The sequence below is a fragment of the Chthonomonas calidirosea T49 genome, from assembly GCF_000427095.1.
Taxonomy (GTDB): domain Bacteria; phylum Armatimonadota; class Chthonomonadetes; order Chthonomonadales; family Chthonomonadaceae; genus Chthonomonas; species Chthonomonas calidirosea.
This window is the reverse complement of the sequence record NC_021487.1, coordinates 2146633-2165526: the sequence shown is the minus strand read 5'-3', so window position 1 is coordinate 2165526 and position 18894 is coordinate 2146633. Positions and strand designations below refer to the sequence as shown.

14 protein-coding genes and 1 pseudogene are annotated in these 18894 nt (G+C 57.0%); 12 read left to right on the top strand and 3 right to left on the bottom strand.

Going from position 1 to position 18894, the window contains the following annotated elements; genetic code table 11:
• Positions 1-254: 254 nt before the first annotated feature.
• Genes CCALI_RS08965 through CCALI_RS08920 form a run of 10 tightly spaced genes read left to right on the top strand, consistent with a single transcriptional unit; the run spans position 255 to position 14662 of the window.
• The gene (locus CCALI_RS08965) at positions 255-1028 is read left to right on the top strand and encodes a phytanoyl-CoA dioxygenase family protein (protein WP_016483164.1); all 774 of its coding nucleotides are present in this window, start codon (positions 255-257) and stop codon (positions 1026-1028) included.
• A gap of 9 nt (positions 1029-1037) precedes the next feature.
• The gene (locus CCALI_RS15195) at positions 1038-2363 is read left to right on the top strand and encodes an aminopeptidase P family protein (protein WP_016483163.1); all 1326 of its coding nucleotides are present in this window, start codon (positions 1038-1040) and stop codon (positions 2361-2363) included.
• A 56-nt stretch (positions 2364-2419) separates the two neighbouring features.
• A complete protein-coding gene (locus CCALI_RS08955; protein ID WP_016483162.1) occupies positions 2420-5206 on the top strand; it encodes a phosphoenolpyruvate carboxylase in 2787 nt (928 codons plus the stop codon).
• A 20-nt stretch (positions 5207-5226) separates the two neighbouring features.
• Complete coding sequence (locus tag CCALI_RS08950) at positions 5227-7374, top strand: ADP-ribosylglycohydrolase family protein (RefSeq protein ID WP_016483161.1); 2148 nt, start codon at positions 5227-5229, stop codon at positions 7372-7374.
• Between the two features lie 39 nt (positions 7375-7413).
• The gene (locus CCALI_RS08945; RefSeq protein ID WP_016483160.1) at positions 7414-8754 is read left to right on the top strand and encodes a hypothetical protein; all 1341 of its coding nucleotides are present in this window, start codon (positions 7414-7416) and stop codon (positions 8752-8754) included.
• 33 nt (positions 8755-8787) lie between these two features.
• Positions 8788-10071: a geranylgeranyl reductase family protein gene (locus tag CCALI_RS08940; RefSeq protein WP_016483159.1), complete on the top strand. Its 1284-nt coding sequence runs from the start codon at positions 8788-8790 to the stop codon at positions 10069-10071.
• A 4-nt stretch (positions 10072-10075) separates the two neighbouring features.
• Positions 10076-11296 (top strand): mannitol dehydrogenase family protein, encoded by a 1221-nt coding sequence (locus CCALI_RS08935; RefSeq protein ID WP_016483158.1) that lies wholly within the window; start codon positions 10076-10078, stop codon positions 11294-11296.
• Entirely contained in the window at positions 11286-12488 is a 1203-nt protein-coding gene (locus CCALI_RS08930) for a GNAT family N-acetyltransferase (protein WP_016483157.1), read from the top strand. Before CCALI_RS08935 ends, CCALI_RS08930 begins: the two co-directional genes overlap by 11 nt.
• 30 nt (positions 12489-12518) lie before the next feature.
• Entirely contained in the window at positions 12519-13556 is a 1038-nt protein-coding gene (locus tag CCALI_RS08925) for an SIS domain-containing protein (protein ID WP_016483156.1), read from the top strand.
• 29 nt (positions 13557-13585) lie between these two features.
• Complete coding sequence (locus CCALI_RS08920) at positions 13586-14662, top strand: DUF3866 family protein (RefSeq protein WP_172636647.1); 1077 nt, start codon at positions 13586-13588, stop codon at positions 14660-14662.
• On the opposite strand, the gene CCALI_RS08915 is transcribed toward CCALI_RS08920, so the two are convergent.
• The 3 genes from CCALI_RS08915 to CCALI_RS08905 all read right to left on the bottom strand — a co-directional run bounded on the left by CCALI_RS08915 (position 14659) and on the right by CCALI_RS08905 (position 18003).
• Complete coding sequence (locus tag CCALI_RS08915; RefSeq protein ID WP_016483154.1) at positions 14659-14949, bottom strand: hypothetical protein; 291 nt, start codon at positions 14947-14949, stop codon at positions 14659-14661. The genes CCALI_RS08920 and CCALI_RS08915 overlap by 4 nt on opposite strands.
• Positions 14950-14980: 31 nt before the next feature.
• Complete coding sequence (locus CCALI_RS08910; RefSeq protein ID WP_016483153.1) at positions 14981-17353, bottom strand: endonuclease MutS2; 2373 nt, start codon at positions 17351-17353, stop codon at positions 14981-14983.
• 77 nt (positions 17354-17430) lie between these two features.
• On the bottom strand, positions 17431-18003 hold the full coding sequence (locus CCALI_RS08905; RefSeq protein ID WP_016483152.1) for a phosphatase PAP2 family protein: 573 nt from the start codon (positions 18001-18003) through the stop codon (positions 17431-17433).
• Between CCALI_RS08905 and CCALI_RS16120 the strand changes: the two genes are divergently transcribed.
• Together CCALI_RS16120 and CCALI_RS16530 are read left to right on the top strand one after the other, a co-directional pair.
• Entirely contained in the window at positions 17983-18228 is a 246-nt protein-coding gene (locus CCALI_RS16120) for a hypothetical protein (RefSeq protein WP_156412953.1), read from the top strand. The genes CCALI_RS08905 and CCALI_RS16120 overlap by 21 nt on opposite strands.
• Positions 18229-18586: 358 nt before the next feature.
• A pseudogene (locus CCALI_RS16530) lies at positions 18587-18894 on the top strand (hypothetical protein); the annotation flags it as partial.

Below are 18894 nucleotides of genomic sequence, written 5' to 3'. Positions count from 1 at the left end.
GGGTGAAGCTATACTGCAAAATCTTGGCGCTACAACAACCTACATCGCCCTATATTAAAGTATATTCTAACGATAATGTTAAATAAAACGATAAAAATACTAGTTTTACAAATTTTGCGTGCCCTATCGTTATGGGAACAGAGGATTGTAAGGGCGAAGCAGGAAATTTTTAGAGCAAACGCGAAGTAACAAAAGAGTGCAGGTGAGTGAGGCTCCTACCCAAGAAGGGAGCCAACTTAAGGAGGTTGAAAACCATGTTGACGCCCGAACAGCTTGACTTTTATCGGGAGAACGGCTATCTGCTGGTGAAAAGATTGTTGACTCAAGAAGAGGCGGCTCTCTATCGCAAGGCCTGCCATGCCTTGGCCGAGCGCCTCAGCGCCATGCGCAACATAGATGCCACTTGGGGCAGTGCCAAGCAGGCGGTCGCCGGTGCGGAGAAGACGGTGGTGCTGCATTGCCATGATGTGCAGTTCTACGATGCCCTCTTCACCCGTCTCATTACCGACCCGCGCCTAACCGATGCAGCCGCCGAGATCATCGGCTCGCCTAACGTGCAGCTTCACCACACCAAGATGTTTATCAAGCCGCCGGAGAAAGGGGCGCCGTTCCCTATGCACCAGGATGCTCCTTATTTCCCCCATGAGCGCCACACCATGATCGCGGCCATTATCCATTTCGATGACGCACCCATTGAAAAGGGCTGCGTGCGTGTGGTTCCTGGCAGCCATAAGTTAGGCCTGCTGGAGCATAATCCAGAGGGCGGTTGGCATCTGCCCTTCGAGCAATACCCCATCGAGAGCGCCGTTCCCTGCCCGGCGGAAGCGGGCGATGTGCTTTTCTTTAGCTACCTAACCATTCACGGCTCCGGACTAAATACCAGCAACGAAGCACGTACCACTCTCTTGGTGCAGATGCGCGATCCCACCGATAAGCCCACGCAGATGGTGCATCTCTCTCGAGGGCAGGGCATGATGCTGCGCGGGATAGACCCAACCGCCTCGGGCAAAGCCGCCTGGCAAGAGTAGCGCAAAAACATGATCGTCTCGAATCCGCCTTCGGATCCCGCTTCTCAAAAGCTGGTCTATACGCCTCCTCTACCGTTGGATGATTTCCCGGTAGAGGAGTTCCGTAAGCGTCGCAAAGCCTTACGCGAAACCTATCCGGATGGTATCGTGCTGGTGCGCGGCGCCACAGAGAGAGAGTTTAGAGGGCCTCTACCCTATCGGCAGAATAGTGCCTTCTACTACCTCACCGGTGTGCAGACGCCAGGAGCTTTTCTTGCGATGCTGCCGGATGGCTTGCCTCCACAAGCGGGGAATACGGGTCTGAGCAAACAGGTGCGAGAAATCCTTTTTCTGCCTGCCCGCAATCCCTCCTGGGAGCTTTGGACAGGCCCCCAACTCGGCCCTGGGGAGGAGACCCAGAAGCTTACCGGCATCGAGGCGACGTTAGAGGCAGGCCGTCTTTGGGGGCTGCTAACCACGTGGCTGTCGTACTGCCCAACGCTCTACGTTGTTGCACCCTATGGCGAGGATGCGCGGTTTTCACCGGATTATGCGCTTATCGAGCGCATTCGCCAGATGGCACCGACGGCGCAGTTTCGCGACCTCGGCCCAGGACTAGCAAAACTGCGTATGATCAAATCGCCCGCAGAAATAGAGTGCATCGAGCAGGCCATCGCCATTACCGATGCAGCCCTCCGCGCCGCACGCAATCTCATTCATGAAGGAGATGGGCGCTACGAATATGAGGTCGAGGCCGAGGTGCTTCACACCTTTCGGCGCCATGGAGCGAACTTAGGCTTTGCCCCTATCATCGGCAGCGGCATTAACGCCACGATCCTCCACTACACGAACAACAACAAGCGCATGGAAAACGGCGAAACCGTCGTTGTGGATATCGGGGCGCAGGTAAGAGCCTACACAGCCGACCTTACGCGCACCTTCATTGTAGGGGGTAAACCCTCCGAACGCCAGCGTGAGATATATGGGCTTGTGGCCGCTGCTCTGAAATACCTGGTTAGCTCCTATCGCCCCGGGGTCGACTCGCTAGACGATCTGAATATGCGCTGTAAAGCGTTTCTGAAAGATCATCCCTTGCGAGCTCCCGATGCGCACGGCGAAGAGCGGACGATGGACACCTTTATGCCGCATGGGGCAGGGCATCATCTAGGGCTCGATGTGCATGATGTGGGAGAACGCTACGAACCGTTGCAACCCGGCGCGGTTTTTACCCTCGAGCCCGGTATCTATCTTCCAGAGGAGAGAATCGGGGTGCGTTTGGAAAACGACTATCTGGTAACCGAATCGGGGCTGCGGGAACTAGGCAATGCGCTTTCCGTTGACGCGGAGTTGGAATAGATTTGTAAGATGGCAGCCCTTGTAAAAAGGGCAGAAAAGCAGTAAGATCAATAGACATGGAAGAGATTTCTCAGGAACAGCCCCGTCCGCTTTGGAGCGCCGAAGATCAGCACGCACGACTCGAAGAGCTATTAACCGACGACCCAGAAAAAAAGTTTGCGCCGCTGCGCCGCGATGTCCGCTGCCTTGGCCGCCTATTGGGATGGACGCTGAAGGAGCAGGCCGACCCCTCTCTGTACGACACGGTAGAGACGCTGCGCCAAACGGCTATTGGTTATCGTGAAAGACTGCAAGCGGGCGAAAGCGCGGAAGACGCTCTCGCGGCCATGGAGGCGTGCATTCGTTCTCTCTCGGTATCCCGTGCCTACCAGGTTACCAAAGCGTTCTCTATCTACTTTGAGCTAACGAATTTGGCGGAGGCGAACCACCGCAAAAGGCGTTTACGTGCGGCCCGTGTTGCGCCGAATCACGTTCCCCAACCCGGATCGATGGAGGGAACCCTCTTGCGCATGAAAAGAGGGGGCATTGGGGCTCAGGAAGCGTTGGAGTATCTCAGCAAAGTGGAGGTGATCCCCACATTTACGGCGCACCCAACCGAGGTGGCACGCCGCACCGTGTTGTATAAACGCCGTCAAATCGCCACGCAGATCGAACGGATCGACTGGCTTCCCCTGACCGATGCGGAGGCGCGCGAGCGCGAGGGCTTGATCGCCGCGGCGATCACCGAGCTCTGGCAGACCGATGAGGTGCGCCGGCGGGCTCCAACGGTTCAAGATGAGATACGCATGGGACTCGACTACTACCCAACGTCCCTCTTCACCACCCTGCCACGATTTTATGAGGGCCTGGCCGAGGCCTTTCAACGGGTTTACGGTGTTGCCCTAACGCCCTCCCAGCTGCCCACCGTGCTACGATTTGGCAGCTGGATTGGAGGGGATGGAGATGGCAACCCCTATGTGCATGGGGGCACTGTTCAGGATGCCCTCGAAATGGCACGACAGATTATTTTGGATCACTATCTGCAGCAGATAGAGGGATTAATAGCGCGCCTCAGTCTTTCTGTAAGACAGGCGGGCGTTTCGCATGCGCTCACAGAGGCTTTGGCACGCTACGAGCAGCAACATCCGTTGGAGGAGAAGCAGGCTCGCGCCCGATCGCGAGAGGAGGTTTACCGCTTCTTCCTAAGCTATGTGGCCCAAAGGCTTCGTGCCGTTCTTGCTGGTGATGCCTCCATAGCTTATCCTAACGCCGAGGCTTTCAAGGCCGATCTGCTTCTCGTTCGTGACAGCCTGCAGGCTAACAAGGCCCAGCAGCTTGCCCGCCTCTATCTCGACCCGCTCATAAGACAGGTAGACACTTTTGGCTTTCATCTGCACACGCTGGACCTGCGCCAGCATGCACGCGTTCACGCTAAAGCTATTCAGGAGCTAGCCCAAGCTGCTTCCACCCAAGTGGGCGAGATTCCTCCGCCCTCCTCACAAACCATACAACTGTTGGACACGCTTCGAGCCGTCGCCGCCCTAAAACGCAAGTATCCGCCGCAAGCTATTCGGGCCTACGTGATCAGCGGAGCCACCAGCGTGCAAGACATTTGGAATACCATTTGGCTTGCACGTAGCTGTGGCATTCGCGTTGAGGCCGAAGGCGATGACCCCGGTCTGATGCCGGTGCCTCTCTTTGAAACCATTCAAGACCTTCGGAACGCGCCGCAGATTTGCAGGGAGCTTTGGAGTTCTCCAGAGTATTCTCGTCTCCTCGATACATGGGGGCGTCAGCAAGAAGTCATGCTCGGCTATTCCGACTCGAACAAGGATGGCGGCATGCTCACCTCCACATGGGAGATCTTTAAAGCGCATCGAGCTTTACATCAGGTTGCAGCGGAGTGTAACGTACGGCTACGCCTGTTTCACGGGAGAGGTGGCACCGTGGGGCGTGGAGGAGGGCCAACCCATCGGGCCATTACCGCCCAGCCTCCGCATGCCTTTCTCGGCTCCATTCGCATTACCGAGCAGGGTGAGGTACTCAATTGGAAGTATGCTGACGAACAGATCGCCGAGCGCAACCTGGAGCTTATGGTGGCCGCTGCCTTAGAGGCGCTGACCAGAGCCGGTGGGTGGGGAGCCGTGATCGAGCCGGAGTGGGAGGCCGCCATGGAGTGGATGTCGCAGAAGGCATTTGCCTTTTATCGGAAGCACATCGCAGAGAATCCAGAGGTTCTCACTTACTATGAGCAGGCCACCCCTGTTGAGGAGCTGGCCCATGCCCGTATCGCTTCCCGTCCACCACGGCGAAGCGAAAAACGAAACCTGGAAGACCTACGCGCCATTCCTTGGGTGTTCGGATGGATGCAAAGCCGACATGTGTTGCCGGCTTACTTTGGGGTGGGCTATGCCTTAGAACAGTTTATCCAGGCGAACCCTAACCACGAAGCGCTGCTGCAGACAATGATGCGCAAGTTTCCTCTGTTTGAGGATATGATCCGCAATGTGGAGACCGGACTTGCCAAAGGAGACCCCAACATCGCCTGGCGCTACGCCTCTTTGGTAAAGGATAGGGCGCTTGCGGAGCGTGTCTATAACCTGATTATGGAGGAGTTCCATCGCACGGCTCAAATGGTGCTGCGCATCACCGGTCAACGTACGCTTTTAGAAGAAAACCCCACTCTCGCCGCCTCCATCCGCCTGCGCAACCCCTACGTAGACCCCATGAGCCTCATCCAGGTAGAGCTGTTGCGTCGAAAACGTGCGTTGCAGCCGGAGGCGGCGGCAGATCAAGAGGATCTCGACTACGCTATCGCGGCCACCATCAACGGTATAGCGGCGGGGCTACGCAACACCGGTTAGCCCGTAGGAGGAGATCGTAGATGCCTGCAGCGCTCACGCTAACGAAAAAGGCGTATTTCGACAAGGTGAAAGGAGCTTGGTGGGGAAAATGCGCCGGTGTAACCTTGGGAATTGTCGTTCGTGGGCGCACCGTGCCCTCCAACTTACGCTACTATAACCCGATCCCTGCCCAGCATGCAGCGGGGGTTGGACTCGACTTTTCGGTCGTCTGGCTCGATACCCTCGAAAAAGTGGGTACCGGTGTAACCGATGCCGATCTCATGAAGGCTTGGCAAAGCCACCTAGACTATTGGCAAGACGAGTTCGGCTACGCTCAATGGAACTGGGCGCGTGGTTTAGAGCCTCCCGCTTCGGGCACCTACTCCAACTGGTTTCACAACAGCACAGGAGGCGCTCTGCGCGCCGACATCTGGGCTCTGCTTTTACCGGGGGCACCGCAAGTGGCCGCTGCATTTGCCGCTCGCGATGCGCGCATAGACCACGGAATGGAGGGCGTTTGGGCTGCCATGTTTTTGGCAGCGCTGGGCAGCGCTGCCTTTTTTCTCACCGAGCCACGAGCTCTATGCGTTATTGGGCTGGCCATGATCCCCCGTCACTGTCGTGTGGCGCGCGCCGTGAAAGCGGTGCTCGACGCGGCCTTTCGGGCACAAGGGTGGTTGGCGGCACGTGAGGCCGTTCTTAAAGAGGTTGGCGACCCAAACTTTTCTGACGCGGCCCAAAATATAGGGTTCTTTACGATCGGGCTGCTTTACGGCTTTCAAGATTTTGAAACGGCCCTGTGTAACGCTGTAAATTGTGGCTACGACACGGAGTTTGTGGGAGGAGCCATAGGCGCGGTTAAGGGCATCTTGTATGGTTACGACCAACTACCTGAGCTTTGGAAACAGCCCCTAGGAGAGATGTTCATTCCAGGGCCGGGTCTGCGCCAGCTTCCTGTACCTAGCTCTCTTCACGACATAGCGGAACGGCTCGCCACCGTGGGAACACACTTCATCGAGACCTATGTGCCTCATCTCGCCCTGATTGAAGAGACAGCAGAATCGCCAACAGATTCCTCGCCAGTGCCCTCCAACGCAGCCTCTGAAGGGCAGGCCTCCTCTGCAGCCGACGTGGGCTTAAACGAACAACCACCTCAAGAAGCTGTCGTTGAGCTCTCGGAGGAAAACCCGCCATCGTCCTCAAGCGAACCTACCCCAACCGTGAAAGAGACCGACCTTTCACCCGATCCGTCTACGCCTCGTAGTGCCACAGCTGTTACCGATGTAACCCAGGCCATCGCGTGGGCCGATAATCGTCTCGTCAAGCCCCTGCTTGTCTATCCTCCCTACCTCATGGAGCGGCGCGTAGGGCCTTATCTCCTCTCGCTGGACGCAGGTGAGGTTCTCGCGGTATCCCACCTTCAACCCAAATCGTTCCAGTTGGCGATAGCCAACCAAAGCCAGGAGCCCTTCATCGGAAAAGTACAAGTGATGGCGCCATCTGGGTGGCAGATCACCATGCCACCCGGTTTTGGAAGCCGCCAAGTCATCGCCCCCCAAGGGCGGCTGCAGACGACGTTCACCCTTGCTGTCCCTAGTGGTCAGGGGGTTATTGAGATAGTAAACCCGCTTACCATCGCGCTTCTACCGGAGTCGGGCGAAGCGTCTCTATCGGCACAGTTCCTTGTTCCTGGAGCTTCCTGCTGGTGGGTTGTGGGAACCTTCGAAAATTCCGAAACCGAAGGGTTCGACCGGGTCTATGCGCCGGAGAGCCGACCGGAACTCTATGAGACCTACACAGGGCGGCTTGGCCAGATCGTGCGATGGGAGCGTCGGAGTTTTCCGGAACTGGTCTTAGACCTTGAGCCTCTCTTTCATGGCTCCCCGGGCGTCTGCTACGGGCAGACAACCGTATATGTTCCCTCGGAGCGCCCCGCGCGGCTCGTTGCGGCAACCAACAGCGGCGTTAAGGTTTGGCTGAATGGGCAAAGGGTGTTGGCGCGGTTTGAACGACGTCCATTTCGCCCCACCCCTATCGGTAGCGTCTGGGGAGTGGATGTGCTTTTGCGTCAGGGGTCCAATCGCGTGCTGGTGAAATGGGTGCGTGGCAAAGACCCCTTTGCCTTTGCCCTGCTTTTTGCCGACCAAGAAGGCCGTCTCATGCCGGATGTGGGCAATACCAAGTGGTAAACTAAAAACTCCACCTCAATCTCTTAGGAGGCTTGCTCTATGGCGTTACGCCGCCCTTTTTGGCGCTTTTTTATGGGTTTTGTGCTTCTCTCCTCGCTCTATCGAGCTCGCGCCCAGACAACCGGTGATCTCCACTATCCTTCCACACCGTTGCCCTATACCACAACCCTCGAACCGGAGATAAACCCAAGTGGTCTCATGAAGCCACCCCACTACGGTTGGCATACGGACTTCATCGGCCCATGGCGCGGCTATTTTGATCTTTCGATTGGTGTGAAAGCCTGGTCGGACCGCTTTACTTTTCAAAACCTTATCTTTGGCGGATTCGTAGACCTACTACCTGGCTTGCGGGCACGCCTGGAGTTTCGTAAAAGGAATAACAACAAGTTCGCCCAGGTGATACCCGATGAGTTCTATCTGGAAGCTTACGATCAGTACCGAGGGCACCATATGGAGGGGGGAGTGAGTTTGCGAATAGGGCACGTACGCTACCTTCACTTCCCTTTCCCCGATGCCATAGCGCTTTTTGACACGGTTCCGGACAATCGCGATCTCTACATTTCGCATGCGGAGAGCGACTATCGGTCTATCGTGCTGGAGGGAGAGGTGGCCTCCTATGGGGGTTGGGGAGCCCATTGGACTGGGCGCGCCGCCGGGTTTAGCCATGGCGACAACCCGAAGGGGACGGTTATCGAGGCATATGCGTTCTATCGAACCCATTTTGGCGACGGCTGGCGCTTTGAGACGCGTGCCGGCGACCTCGCTGTGCGGCGCTATCCTGTAGGCCAACCAGGGGAGCCAGGCTATAACGTCTATTTAGGCAAACAGATCGGCGAGTTCAATGTGGGGCTCTTCTACGAACACAAGCGCTCCGAACCCGATTTTACCGGTATTGCAATTCAGTTTCGGCCTGGGCCGGTAACGCGTGTTTTTGGGCGTTACGACATTGACTATTCACGACGACCGGAAGGGTTCACTGCCCAAATTCCTATCCTGCACCTACTCCTCAATGAGGATAAAAAGCCAGCGCACGGCGATGTCTTGGTAGGGCAGGTGCGTGCCGTTCGCATACGCACTCTCGATGTACAGGGGCTTGTACGCAACGAGTACGAGTTTCGATTGGAGTCGTGGGGGCAGACAAGCGGACCGGGGGTTCGATGTGTGGTGCGTGAGGAGCCATGGTATCTGCAAGCCGAAGCTCTGGTAAGCCCGCACACCTCCTTAGATAGCCGCTGGTTTCACGACCGCGCCGGGCCCGGGCAGTATGTACAGGTGGTTACCTACGACTTCTTCAAGCCGAAATCTCCGGCAGAAGGGACGAATACGGCGGATATCGCGCCCAATGAGGAACGCTTAACTCAACAGACCACGGACAGATAAGAAGAATATGCCACCATTTAAAAGGAGCACAGGATGAGGCACAACGCACATTACGATGCTATTGTGGTAGGTGCTGGTCCAGCAGGGACAACAGCCGCATGGGAGCTGGCACGTCACGGAGTCCGCGTGGCCCTTTTGGAACGTCGCAAGCTGCCACGCCATAAAACCTGTGGTGGTGGCATGCCCATCACGGTACGTCAACTTTTGCAAATAGATGTCGCCCAAGATCTAGCACCGGAGACCTTTGTGGAAGCGAAGGTGCGCTATCTGCGCCACACATTTCGCTTTGCTACCCCCTACCTCGCCCCTCTTAACCACGGACCCGCAGACGAGGATAGCTCGGCCGACCTTGAGCTTTGGATGGTGCAACGTTCTATCTTTGACAACGCGCTGGCCCAACGGGCTGCCCGCGCCGGAGCCGAACTGCGCGATGCCCTAACGGTGCGCCGTGTAGAGTGTGGGGATAGAGGCCCTATTTGCGTTACTGCAGAGGGTGAGACGGGTATGTGGAGCGCTACCTGTGATTTCTTAATAGGGGCCGACGGCGCAAACGGTGTGGTGGCGCGCCAAGTAGGTTTAAGAAGCGAACGTGCCATCGCCATCGCCATCGAGGTAGAGGTGCCTCACCGATGGGGTGAAGGCCACGAAGACCTGCGCCCAGAAATAGCCCATTTAGAGTTTGGGGTGGTGCAGGGCGGCTACGCTTGGGTCTTCCCAAAAGAAGATCATCTCAACGTTGGGGCCGGCTGTTTTCGGCCAAAGGGCTTAAGTGTGCATGGCGACCCGAATCTACGTGCCGAACTGCGAAAAACGATTCTAGACTACCTGCGCTATCTTAACGTGCCGTATCGGGAAGAGGAGCTGGTTTTTCATGCCCATCCGTTGCCTATCTGGAATGGGCTAGACACGGTGCAAAACCATCGTGCGAACATTCTGTTGGTGGGAGATGCTGCGGGGCTCATCAATCCGTTTTTTGGCGATGGCATCTACTCAGCCATCAAGAGCGGCTCGATTGCGGCAGAGGCGATCATTGAGGGGCGCACAGCGGCCTATACCGAGGCCATTGGTAAGGCGTTTCGCGCCAATTTCGACGATGCCCTGAGGTTTGCGCGCTTTTTCTATCGCTGGCCAGGCTTCTGCTATCGGCACGGAATTCTACGGCCTTACGCCACGCGCACGGCCGTCCGCATCTTGGCGGGCGAGCTTACCTTCCCCGAGATATCGCGCCGTGTTATCCGGCGCATTCGTCAAGCCATGGCCCTTGAGCGCGGTGGTCCCTATAGTCGCCGATTGCGCGATCTGGAGATATTGGAGTAAGCCTATGGCATCCATCGCAATTCAATTCGGTGCAGGAAATGTTGGCCGGGGGTTTTTGGCGCAGCTCTTTTGGGAAAGCGGTATGGAGGTGGTGTTCGTAGAAGTTAATTCCACTATCGTGGAGCTTTTAAATGCACGTCGTTCTTATCCTCTTTGTCTTATCCCTATCCCTGACGCTGCGGCTGCTTCTGGAAATGAGAAGGATACCGCCTCAACGCCCCTACAGATAGCGCCGGTGAGGGCGCTGCACACCAGTCAGCACGAAGAGATCGCCTCGGAGATAGCCCGCGCCTCTGTGCTCTGTACCGCTGTGGGTGCAGCCGCTCTACAACATATCGCCCCCCTCATCGCTTTGGGGCTTGTAAAGCGCTATGAACTTCAGCGTCCGCCCGTGAACATCCTATTGTGCGAAAATCTCTATCGAGCCGATAACGTTTTACGCGAAGCGGTGTCTCAGCACCTACCGCAAGAGGTTCGCGATCCAATACTCCAACGCACCGGCTTTGTGCCCACCGTTGTGAGCCGCATGATCCCGATCCCTTCTCCTGAGGAGCGCGCTGCCGATCCCCTCTATATTCGAGCAGAGAGCTACCACCGCCTACCGGCCGACAAAAATGCGGTGGTTGGAGAACTACCCTCCATCTCCGGGCTTGAACTTGTGGATAATTTTCAAGCCCATATGGAGCGTAAACTCTATTCTCATAATGCCGCCCATGCTGCTTTAGGCTATATCGGCTGGCTTAAAGGCTATACATACGCCGCCGATGCCCTTAAAGACACCACGATTTTGGCGCGCATTAGGGGACTGATGGAAGAGACCGGCATGGCGTTGGTGAAACAACATGGGTTTGATCTTTTGGAGCAGCGTGCCTACGAAGAGGAGCTGTTGAGGCGCATTGCAAACCCAGCGCTCGGCGACACCTGTGATCGTCTTGCACGTGACCCCCTGCGCAAGCTCGCCCCAGAGGATCGCTTGGTGGGCGCCGCTCGGCTGTGTTTGCGGCATCAGATATTCCCCGATCACGGTGCCTACGCGATTGCGGCAGCGCTGCACTATGCCCACCCAAACGACGTTTCCGCTAGAGCGCTTCAAGAACGTATTGATCTGGAAGGAGTAGCGACTTTTCTAGAGGCTCACTGCCATATCGCAGCCACAGAGCCTTTGGGAGAGGCCATTTTGCGCTACTATTCTCTACTAAAGGAGAGAACCACCGATGGGGTTTGAAGTTCGTGCCGTGCGGCCGGAGGAGAGAGAGGCCTGTTTGGATTTGTGGTGCCGTGTATGGTCAGAAAATGGACGTGGTTTCTTTCATCGCTATCTCTATGCAGACGAAACCTGGCTGCCGCACTATACGCAGGTAGGCGTGCTCGATGGCAAAATCGTGAGTGCTGTTCAGATCGTACGGCGCAAAGTGGCTTGCGGGGAGATATGGTTGACGATGGGGGGCCTAGCCAATGTGGCTACCTTGCCAGAGTATCGTGGTCAGGGCTACAACACAGCTTGCCTCAAAAGAGCCTTGGCAATCATGGAGGCGGAGGGAATGGATTTCTCCGCGCTTAGCACGGGCATTCCCGGCTACTACGAGCGCATCGGATATACCGTTTTTCCTCTTCCGGAGGTCGAGGGCGCTGTTAGGCAGCCCTTGCCTTCTGGTTCTGCCGATATCGGTGTGCGTGCCGCCCGCGCCGACGACTTACCCATCATTCGCGCCATTTACGCCAGCTATAATCGCTACCGACCTCTTACCTTAGAGAGAACCCAGAGCTATTGGAGCTATTGGATAGGTCTTTCTGAAGAGCGCGATCCGAAAGAAGTGCTCGTGGGTCTTGACAGAGAAGGGCACGTGATTGCCTATCTCTGTTACAGCACGTTTGAGCGGGAAGGGCAGAGATATGGCGAGGTTCGTGAAATCGGCTTGGCCGATATGGCAAGCGCACAGGCAGAACAGGCGCTGTTTAACTTGCTGGCGACCCTATGCTGGCAAGAGGAGATCGGCTTTCTTCGCGCACATATCGCCTTGGATCCAGAGGTCTGCTCCGCCCTTGAGCGGATTTTAGAGAAGCCTATTCCCGGCTATCATCGCAGCGGGATGTTGCGACTGTTGCATCGAACCGAGCTGTTTCAAAAGCTTCTGCCCCGCTTCGAGCAGAGATGGATCGAGCAGGGATGCCCGGCAGGTCGGGTGAGTTTTGAAACACCTTATGGGCCGATCTCTTTAGAAGGGGCTGGCGAGGCGTTGATCTTGAGGCGGATGGAAGAGGGCGAAGGGGTTTTACCTCAGGTTCATTTCTTTCAGCTGCTTTTCGGCACAGTACGCCCTCATCACGTTACGGAAGATGGAGCGCAACGACGCTTCTTAGAGGCCCTGTTTCCTCGAGGAAAGGCGCCCGTTTTCTACCGAGCCGACGGTTTTTAGACGCATCCCCCTAGGTAGGAGAGATAGAGAATGGTCTTTATGTTGGAAGAGATTTACGAGCAGCCGGAGGCCGTTGCCACCGCGGTTCAACAAGGCGATGCCGCCATCCGGAAGCTCGTGAAAGAGTTGAAACAGCAGGATGTACGTTACGTGGTCATCGCCGCTCGCGGCACCTCCGACAACGCCGCCACCTACGCGAAATACCTTATCGAGATCGTTTGTGGCATTCCGGTCGCCCTTGCGGCGCCCTCGGTGTTTACCCTCTATGAAGCGAAGTTGCGATTAGAACGATGCCTGGTTTTAGGCATATCGCAGTCGGGGCAGGCGGAGGATGTGGTTCAGACGCTGGCTTCTGCTCGGGCAGGCGGGGCGCTAACAGCTTGCATCACCAACGTGGCCGATTCGCCGTTAGCAAACCAAAGCGAGTATGTTCTACTATGTCATGCCGGGGTGGAGAGGGCGGTGGCGGCCACAAAAACCTATACAACAACGCTTGCCCTCATCGCGCTGTTGGCCGGACATTGGGCCGAGGAAACCTCCCTTTTGAACGAGCTCCGCGAGATACCAAAGCACATGCATCAGGTGCTGCCGTTGGACTCGCAGATTGAGGCGGCCGTCGAACGCTACCGTTACATTCAAGAGTGCGCCGTGCTGGCACGTGGCATCAATCAGGCCACCGCATTAGAGGCCGCTCTCAAGATGACGGAGACGAGCTATCTGGTGGCAAAGCCCTACTCGGGCGCCGACTTCCTCCACGGGCCCATAGCCATGATCCACGAGGGGTTTCCCACCTTCCTCTATGCCCCAGACGGTCGTGCCTATCCTTTTATGTGGGAGTTAGCCCGGAAGCTGCAGGAGCGTGCCGCAGAAATGATCATCTTTGCACGGTCGCCGGAGCTCCTAGAGTTTGCTCGATGCCCCATTCGCATTCCAATAGATATTGACGAACGGCTTAGCCCGCTGCTCTACATCGTTGCCGGCCAGCTATGGGCGTGTCGGCTTGCCCTCGCCCGTGGTTACAATCCTGATAGCCCGCGCGGTCTTAATAAGGTGACCGTTACACGCTGACAGCCATGTTGTTCCGTACGGAAGGCCGAGTGGAAGCGGTTCTTTCTGATGACCCCGATCTGCAGGTGCTTGCGGTGCGGCCTATCTCGGCGGATGAAAATATGCCACCGAGAAAAGCGATCAACTACAAGGCGCTCAACGGTACCGCACAGGTTGGCGAGCGCGTCTTGCTGAATACGGTGGCCGTGGAGCTTGATTTGGGAACCGGCGGCTACGATTTTGTGGTGGGAATCGTGGGGCGCGAGCTGGAGGATGAGCCCCCAGGGCATCTCATCAAGCTGCGTTATACCCCAATCCAAACGCCGGTGCTGGCGGTGGAGGCGCCGGAAAGCCCATTTCATTCGCTCCTCGAATCGTTTAGCCCGCTTCAGGGGACTCCTGTGGTCTGCTGCGGTCTGCACAGTCAGATCGGCCCGGTCTGCTTCGCTGTGCATGCGGTTTTCAAAGAGCGAGGATATGGTGGACGTGTCGCCTACATCATGACGGATAGCGCTGCCTTGCCTATTGCCTGGAGCCATCTGGTGAGGGAGCTGAAACAGAGCGGTTTACTGCAGACGACGATCACCTGTGGGCAGGCTTTTGGAGGCGATTATGAGGCCATCAACCTCTACTCGGCCTTGCAGGCGGCAAGACAGGTGGCGTCTGCCGATGTTATTCTCGTTTGCCAAGGGCCGGGAAACGCCGGTACACAGACCGCATTGGGGTTCTCTGGAGTAGACCAAAGCCTCGCCTTGAATGCGGCCACTGCCCTGGAAGGCCGCCCCATCTGCGTTCCGCGTATTAGCTTTGCAGATAAGCGCCCGCGTCACCACGGTGTTAGCCAGCAGACCCTCATGGTTCTGGAACGTCTGGTGGTTGGCTCGGTGTGGCTGCCCCTGTCGGTTATGCCTTCCCCCATGCGTGACATCGTGCTCACCACTCTTCAGCAGAGAGGGATTTTAGAAAAGCACATGGTGGAGGAGGTAGAGACTGAGGCTCTCTTCAACGCGATGGCAACCTATCGTTGGACCACCATGGGGCGCAAGCCACAAGAAGACCCCTACTTTTTCCGAACCGCCCTGGCGGCAGGAGTCGTAGCAGCCCAATCGGTATGCAACACACGCTAATGGCCTACCGAATCGTGCCGATAGCCGTCCGGCCCGTTGCGACCGAGCCTCAAGCCGAAGAGATAGTCACCGCAACAGGCCATAACGATCATCAGCAGATATTCCAACCCCACCCAAAGCAGGTAGGTCGGCGGGGCATATCGGGAGAAAAAGAGATGCGCTATCAGCAGAACGATCGGTACGGCGAGGGTATACAAAAAGACTCTCAGGCCGCCCGTTGCCCATGCGGTTACTCCTCCAATGACAAAACCGGTGAGGGCTAATGCAAGCCACCATTCCCATCCCATTTCCTAGCTCCTCATGTAATTTGCGTTTCTCCTAGCCTTTTAGCTCCACAATGGTCACCCCATCGCCGCCTTCCTCAGCGGTGCCAAGCCGGTAGGAAGCTACCAAAGGATGGTCGGTCAAAAACTGATGAACGGCTCTTCGTAAGGCACCGGTTCCCTTCCCATGGATTATACGTACTTTGTCAAGCCCGGCGGCATAGGCATCATCGAGGTAGCGTTCCAATAGAGAAAGCGCCTCGTCTACCCGCATGGCCAGCAAAGTTAGCTCCGGTGCGATCTGAAGCGCTTTACGTAAGGCTATCTCAGAAGCGCTTGATGTCGTATGTGAAGTGGGAGAGGGTTGTGTTGTAGGCGCTTTCGTCAGAGGGCGCAGTTGATCCACGGGGAATGTGGCGCGCATCGCTCCCACTTGCACAACGACCTCTCCGTTCTTCGGCTCTTCAAGCACTTGTGCCTCCAGCTGAAGCGCCGGAATACGCACCCAGTCGCCTCGACGATAGACGTGGTGGGCTGGCGCCGGCTCGGTGGGTTCTATGGGGGCAGGTTCAAGGGCGGCATAGACCTCTTCACGCAACGCTTTCAATTTTTGGCGTGCGCTCGCGCCCTTTCGGGCCCCTCGGTTCAGGCGCTGTAGCTCTTTTAAGATGTTTTCGGCCTTCTCGGAGGCGTGCGAGAGAATGCGTCTCGCCTCCTCCTGGGCTTGCTGGCGAACCGTTCTTTGGACTTCGGCAACTTGCCGTACCCGTTCCTGATACTCGGCGCGTGCGCGTTCCGCCTCTGCACGGGCGGCCATAGCCGCTTGTTCCGCGATGGCGGCGTTACGGCGGCTCTGCTCCAGCTGCTCAATGAGCTGCGAGGCTTCGACCTCCCGTTTTGAAAGGGAAGCGCGCGCCTGCTGGAGTATCTCTTCTGGCAAGCCTAAGCGAGCCGCAATGGTGAAGGCATGCGAGGAGCCAGGAACCCCTTGCAACACACGATAGGTTGGCGAGAGCGTCTCTCGATCGAACTCCACCGAGGCGTTCTCCACGCCGGGCGTTGAAAAGGCATACTCCTTTAACTCTCCGTAGTGTGTGGTTGCCACCACCCGCGCTTCTCTCTCTCGAAGATACTCCAAAATCGCTTTGGCCAGGGCTGCCCCCTCCGCCGGATCGGTTCCAGCCCCTATCTCATCCAGCAGAACAAGCGAGTTGCTGACCAGGTGTTCAAGGATGTGAACGATGTTTTTGAGGTGGGCGCTGAAAGTCGAGAGGTTCTGCTGAATATCCTGCTCATCGCCGATGTCGGCAAAAACCTGCTCGAACAGCGCGATTTCGGTGCCCTCCTCCGCAGGGATTTGGAGCCCCGCCAAGGTCATGAGGGTGAGCAATCCGATGGTTTTGAGGGTCACCGTTTTCCCTCCTGTGTTCGGGCCGGTGATCAACACAACCGTGCATCGTTCCCCTATCTCAAAATCTATGGGCACCACATTCCCTGTGAGCAGCGGATGGCGTGCTTTGCGCAGTTTCACCACGCCTCTTCGATTCAACCGCGGCTCTATCGCGCGCATCTCTTCGGCAAGAATCGCTTTGGCATGAACTAGATCGAGATGACCGAGAATAGAGATCATGCGCTGCAACTCGGTGTGGCGATCGCCAACCATCCGAGAAAGCTCGCGCAAAATTCGGTCTACCTCGTGCTCTTCTTCGAGGGATAGCTGCTTCAGTTCGTTCCCCAAAGAGATGGTAACCTCCGGCTCGATAAACACCGTGGCACCGGACTGGCTTGTGTCGTGAACGATGCCACCGAACGCACGCGCATGCTCCGCCTTCACCGGAAGGCAGTAACGCCCTTCACGTAAGGTGATGATGCTGTCTTGCAAGAAGGGGCGATACCGTTCGCTGGTTACAATGGACTGCAGTCGGTCCATCAGGCGGTTGTGCGTGACCCTCATTTGGTGACGAATACGGGCAAGCTCCGTTGATGCGGTGTCACGTACCTCTCCGGTCTCTGTGAGGGCGGCCTCGATGCGGCTGTCAATGTGGGGGAACAACGGAAGATTGGCGGCCATTTCGGCCAGTAGGGGCACGTTCTCGCGGCGGTCAAGCAGAAAGGCTCGTAGGCGATGGGCGGCAACGATAGTGGACCGGATGTCTACCAGCTCTTTACCGGTCAATCGCACCTGAAGGCGGGCGCGTTCAAGGGCTTCGCGAACGTCGAAGATGCCTCCTAAAGGGAGGCCGCTTGTGGTGTCGCGTAGCCAGCGCGCTTCGCGCGTTTCCTGCAGGCGCCGAACCACCGTTTCCGGATAAGACAGCGGCTCTAGCTCTAAGGCGAAATCGCGACCCACGGCGTTGGAGGTGTGGGCCGCAAGTCGGTCACGAATTTTCGGATACTCCAGAACTTGGAGTGCGTGTTGGTCTATCATAGACTTTCCGCCCTAAGATACGATAAACGATCTGCTATTGTAGCATAACTACGCAAGAGGAGGCTGGAAAAACAGCGCTAGAAGGAAGCCGAGAGCGTGAGACCATAGACATGGCGTTCAGGGCGTATCCAGGGAGCGAGGAGCAACCCCCTTGGAGAGGCGACCTCCCAACGCGCAATGCCATAGCCCAGCGCGGCGCCGGCCAGTACATCGCCAACGGTATGCCGGTGCAGTCCCACACGGGAAGCCGCAATGAGGGCAGCGCCGGCGAACCAGTAGGGGGTTTGATCGGGGTGCAGAGCGCTCTCGGTGGTCGCTACAGCGAAGGCAGCGGTAGCATGTCCGCTAGGAAAGCTGTCGTGTGCGTTGCTATCCGGTCGTTTTTCGCGAATAAGTGCCTTAAGCCCCTCACACAAGAGCACGCTGGTGCCCACCGCGTCGGCCACACGCAGCGTGTGGTTCCAGCCAAGGTGTCCATCGGTTAGCAATGGCAACCCCACGCCGGTGGTCAAGTAGATCACGTTTCCGGTGCCCGAAAGAAACTGCCACATCTGATGGTCGAAGGGCTTGTCGGCTCGAGCTCGGCACGAGAGCGACAGAAGCGCTAGGGAAATAGAGGTGCAAATGAGTTGAGATCGCGGGAAGGCCATACCTATTCCTTTCTTCAGCTGATGGGAGAAGTTAGTAACGACGGCAAGATCGGCAGAGACAGTGCCACATTTCGTACTGCTTATACGCGAGCCGGCCCCCAATATCCTCTTCTGTCGGCGGCGCGACGTTATGGCAACCCTTCCGTGCGCATCGCAAGTCCTCTCTACCCTCGTTTAACGCTCCGATGGCGGGCTGTAAGAACATCCGCGTTCCATGCCCAGTAAGCTTCCTAATCCAGTTCAGAATAGCGACCTCGTCTTCCACTCACGCCATTTAAAAAAATCTCTCACAAAAAATCTTTTCTATTTTGCCCAAAAAACCCTTGACAACTTCGCACCCTGTGTGTTATACTTACTTTGTAAGTGAGCTGCCTCTATATCCCTCACTTCCCTTACAAATCTATAACGCTTTCCCTGTGGCCATTCTGAGGCTCCTGAGAAGACCCCTCTAACCTCTAGCCCCTTTTGAGAGGCCTCCCCAGCCCTCTTGGCATAAACCCTTTCAAAGCTTCCTGAAAAAGGAGAACTCAAACAATGGCTAACCACAACAAACGCAACAAGAAGCTGCAACAGGGAGAAGGGAGTGTCCCCCCCCCCCCCCGAAGGGGGAAACCCCCCGAAACCTTTGGCTCGTTCGGGGGGAATCCCACGCCCCCAGTTCCCCCCCCCCCCCCTCGCTAGCCCCGGCGCCGCTGTTTTTGGGGGGGCTTCCCTCAAAAGCGCTCAAAGGGCCCAAGCTCTCTCCACGGGTTCTCCGCCTCGGCCGCCTACCCCGGGCCCGGAAGGCCCCTGGAACCCTCTCGTCTCTTTGGGCAAAGGGCAGTCCAACCGGGCCTCGGGCAACGCCCAGGGCACCTTCCCTCTCTTTGGCTGGAGCGAAAAAGGAGGGGG

What these genes read in the sequence shown, in the direction of transcription:
- CCALI_RS08965 (WP_016483164.1), top strand. Translation starts at nt 255, where the DNA reads ATGTTGACGCCCGAACAGCTTGACTTTTATCGGGAGAACGGCTATCTG.
- CCALI_RS15195 (WP_016483163.1), top strand. Translation starts at nt 1,038, where the DNA reads ATGATCGTCTCGAATCCGCCTTCGGATCCCGCTTCTCAAAAGCTGGTC.
- CCALI_RS08955 (WP_016483162.1), top strand. Translation starts at nt 2,420, where the DNA reads ATGGAAGAGATTTCTCAGGAACAGCCCCGTCCGCTTTGGAGCGCCGAA.
- CCALI_RS08950 (WP_016483161.1), top strand. Translation starts at nt 5,227, where the DNA reads ATGCCTGCAGCGCTCACGCTAACGAAAAAGGCGTATTTCGACAAGGTG.
- CCALI_RS08945 (WP_016483160.1), top strand. Translation starts at nt 7,414, where the DNA reads ATGGCGTTACGCCGCCCTTTTTGGCGCTTTTTTATGGGTTTTGTGCTT.
- CCALI_RS08940 (WP_016483159.1), top strand. Translation starts at nt 8,788, where the DNA reads ATGAGGCACAACGCACATTACGATGCTATTGTGGTAGGTGCTGGTCCA.
- CCALI_RS08935 (WP_016483158.1), top strand. Translation starts at nt 10,076, where the DNA reads ATGGCATCCATCGCAATTCAATTCGGTGCAGGAAATGTTGGCCGGGGG.
- CCALI_RS08930 (WP_016483157.1), top strand. Translation starts at nt 11,286, where the DNA reads ATGGGGTTTGAAGTTCGTGCCGTGCGGCCGGAGGAGAGAGAGGCCTGT.
- CCALI_RS08925 (WP_016483156.1), top strand. Translation starts at nt 12,519, where the DNA reads ATGGTCTTTATGTTGGAAGAGATTTACGAGCAGCCGGAGGCCGTTGCC.
- CCALI_RS08915 (WP_016483154.1), bottom strand. Translation starts at nt 14,949, where the DNA reads ATGGGATGGGAATGGTGGCTTGCATTAGCCCTCACCGGTTTTGTCATT.
- CCALI_RS08910 (WP_016483153.1), bottom strand. Translation starts at nt 17,353, where the DNA reads ATGATAGACCAACACGCACTCCAAGTTCTGGAGTATCCGAAAATTCGT.
- CCALI_RS08905 (WP_016483152.1), bottom strand. Translation starts at nt 18,003, where the DNA reads ATGGCCTTCCCGCGATCTCAACTCATTTGCACCTCTATTTCCCTAGCG.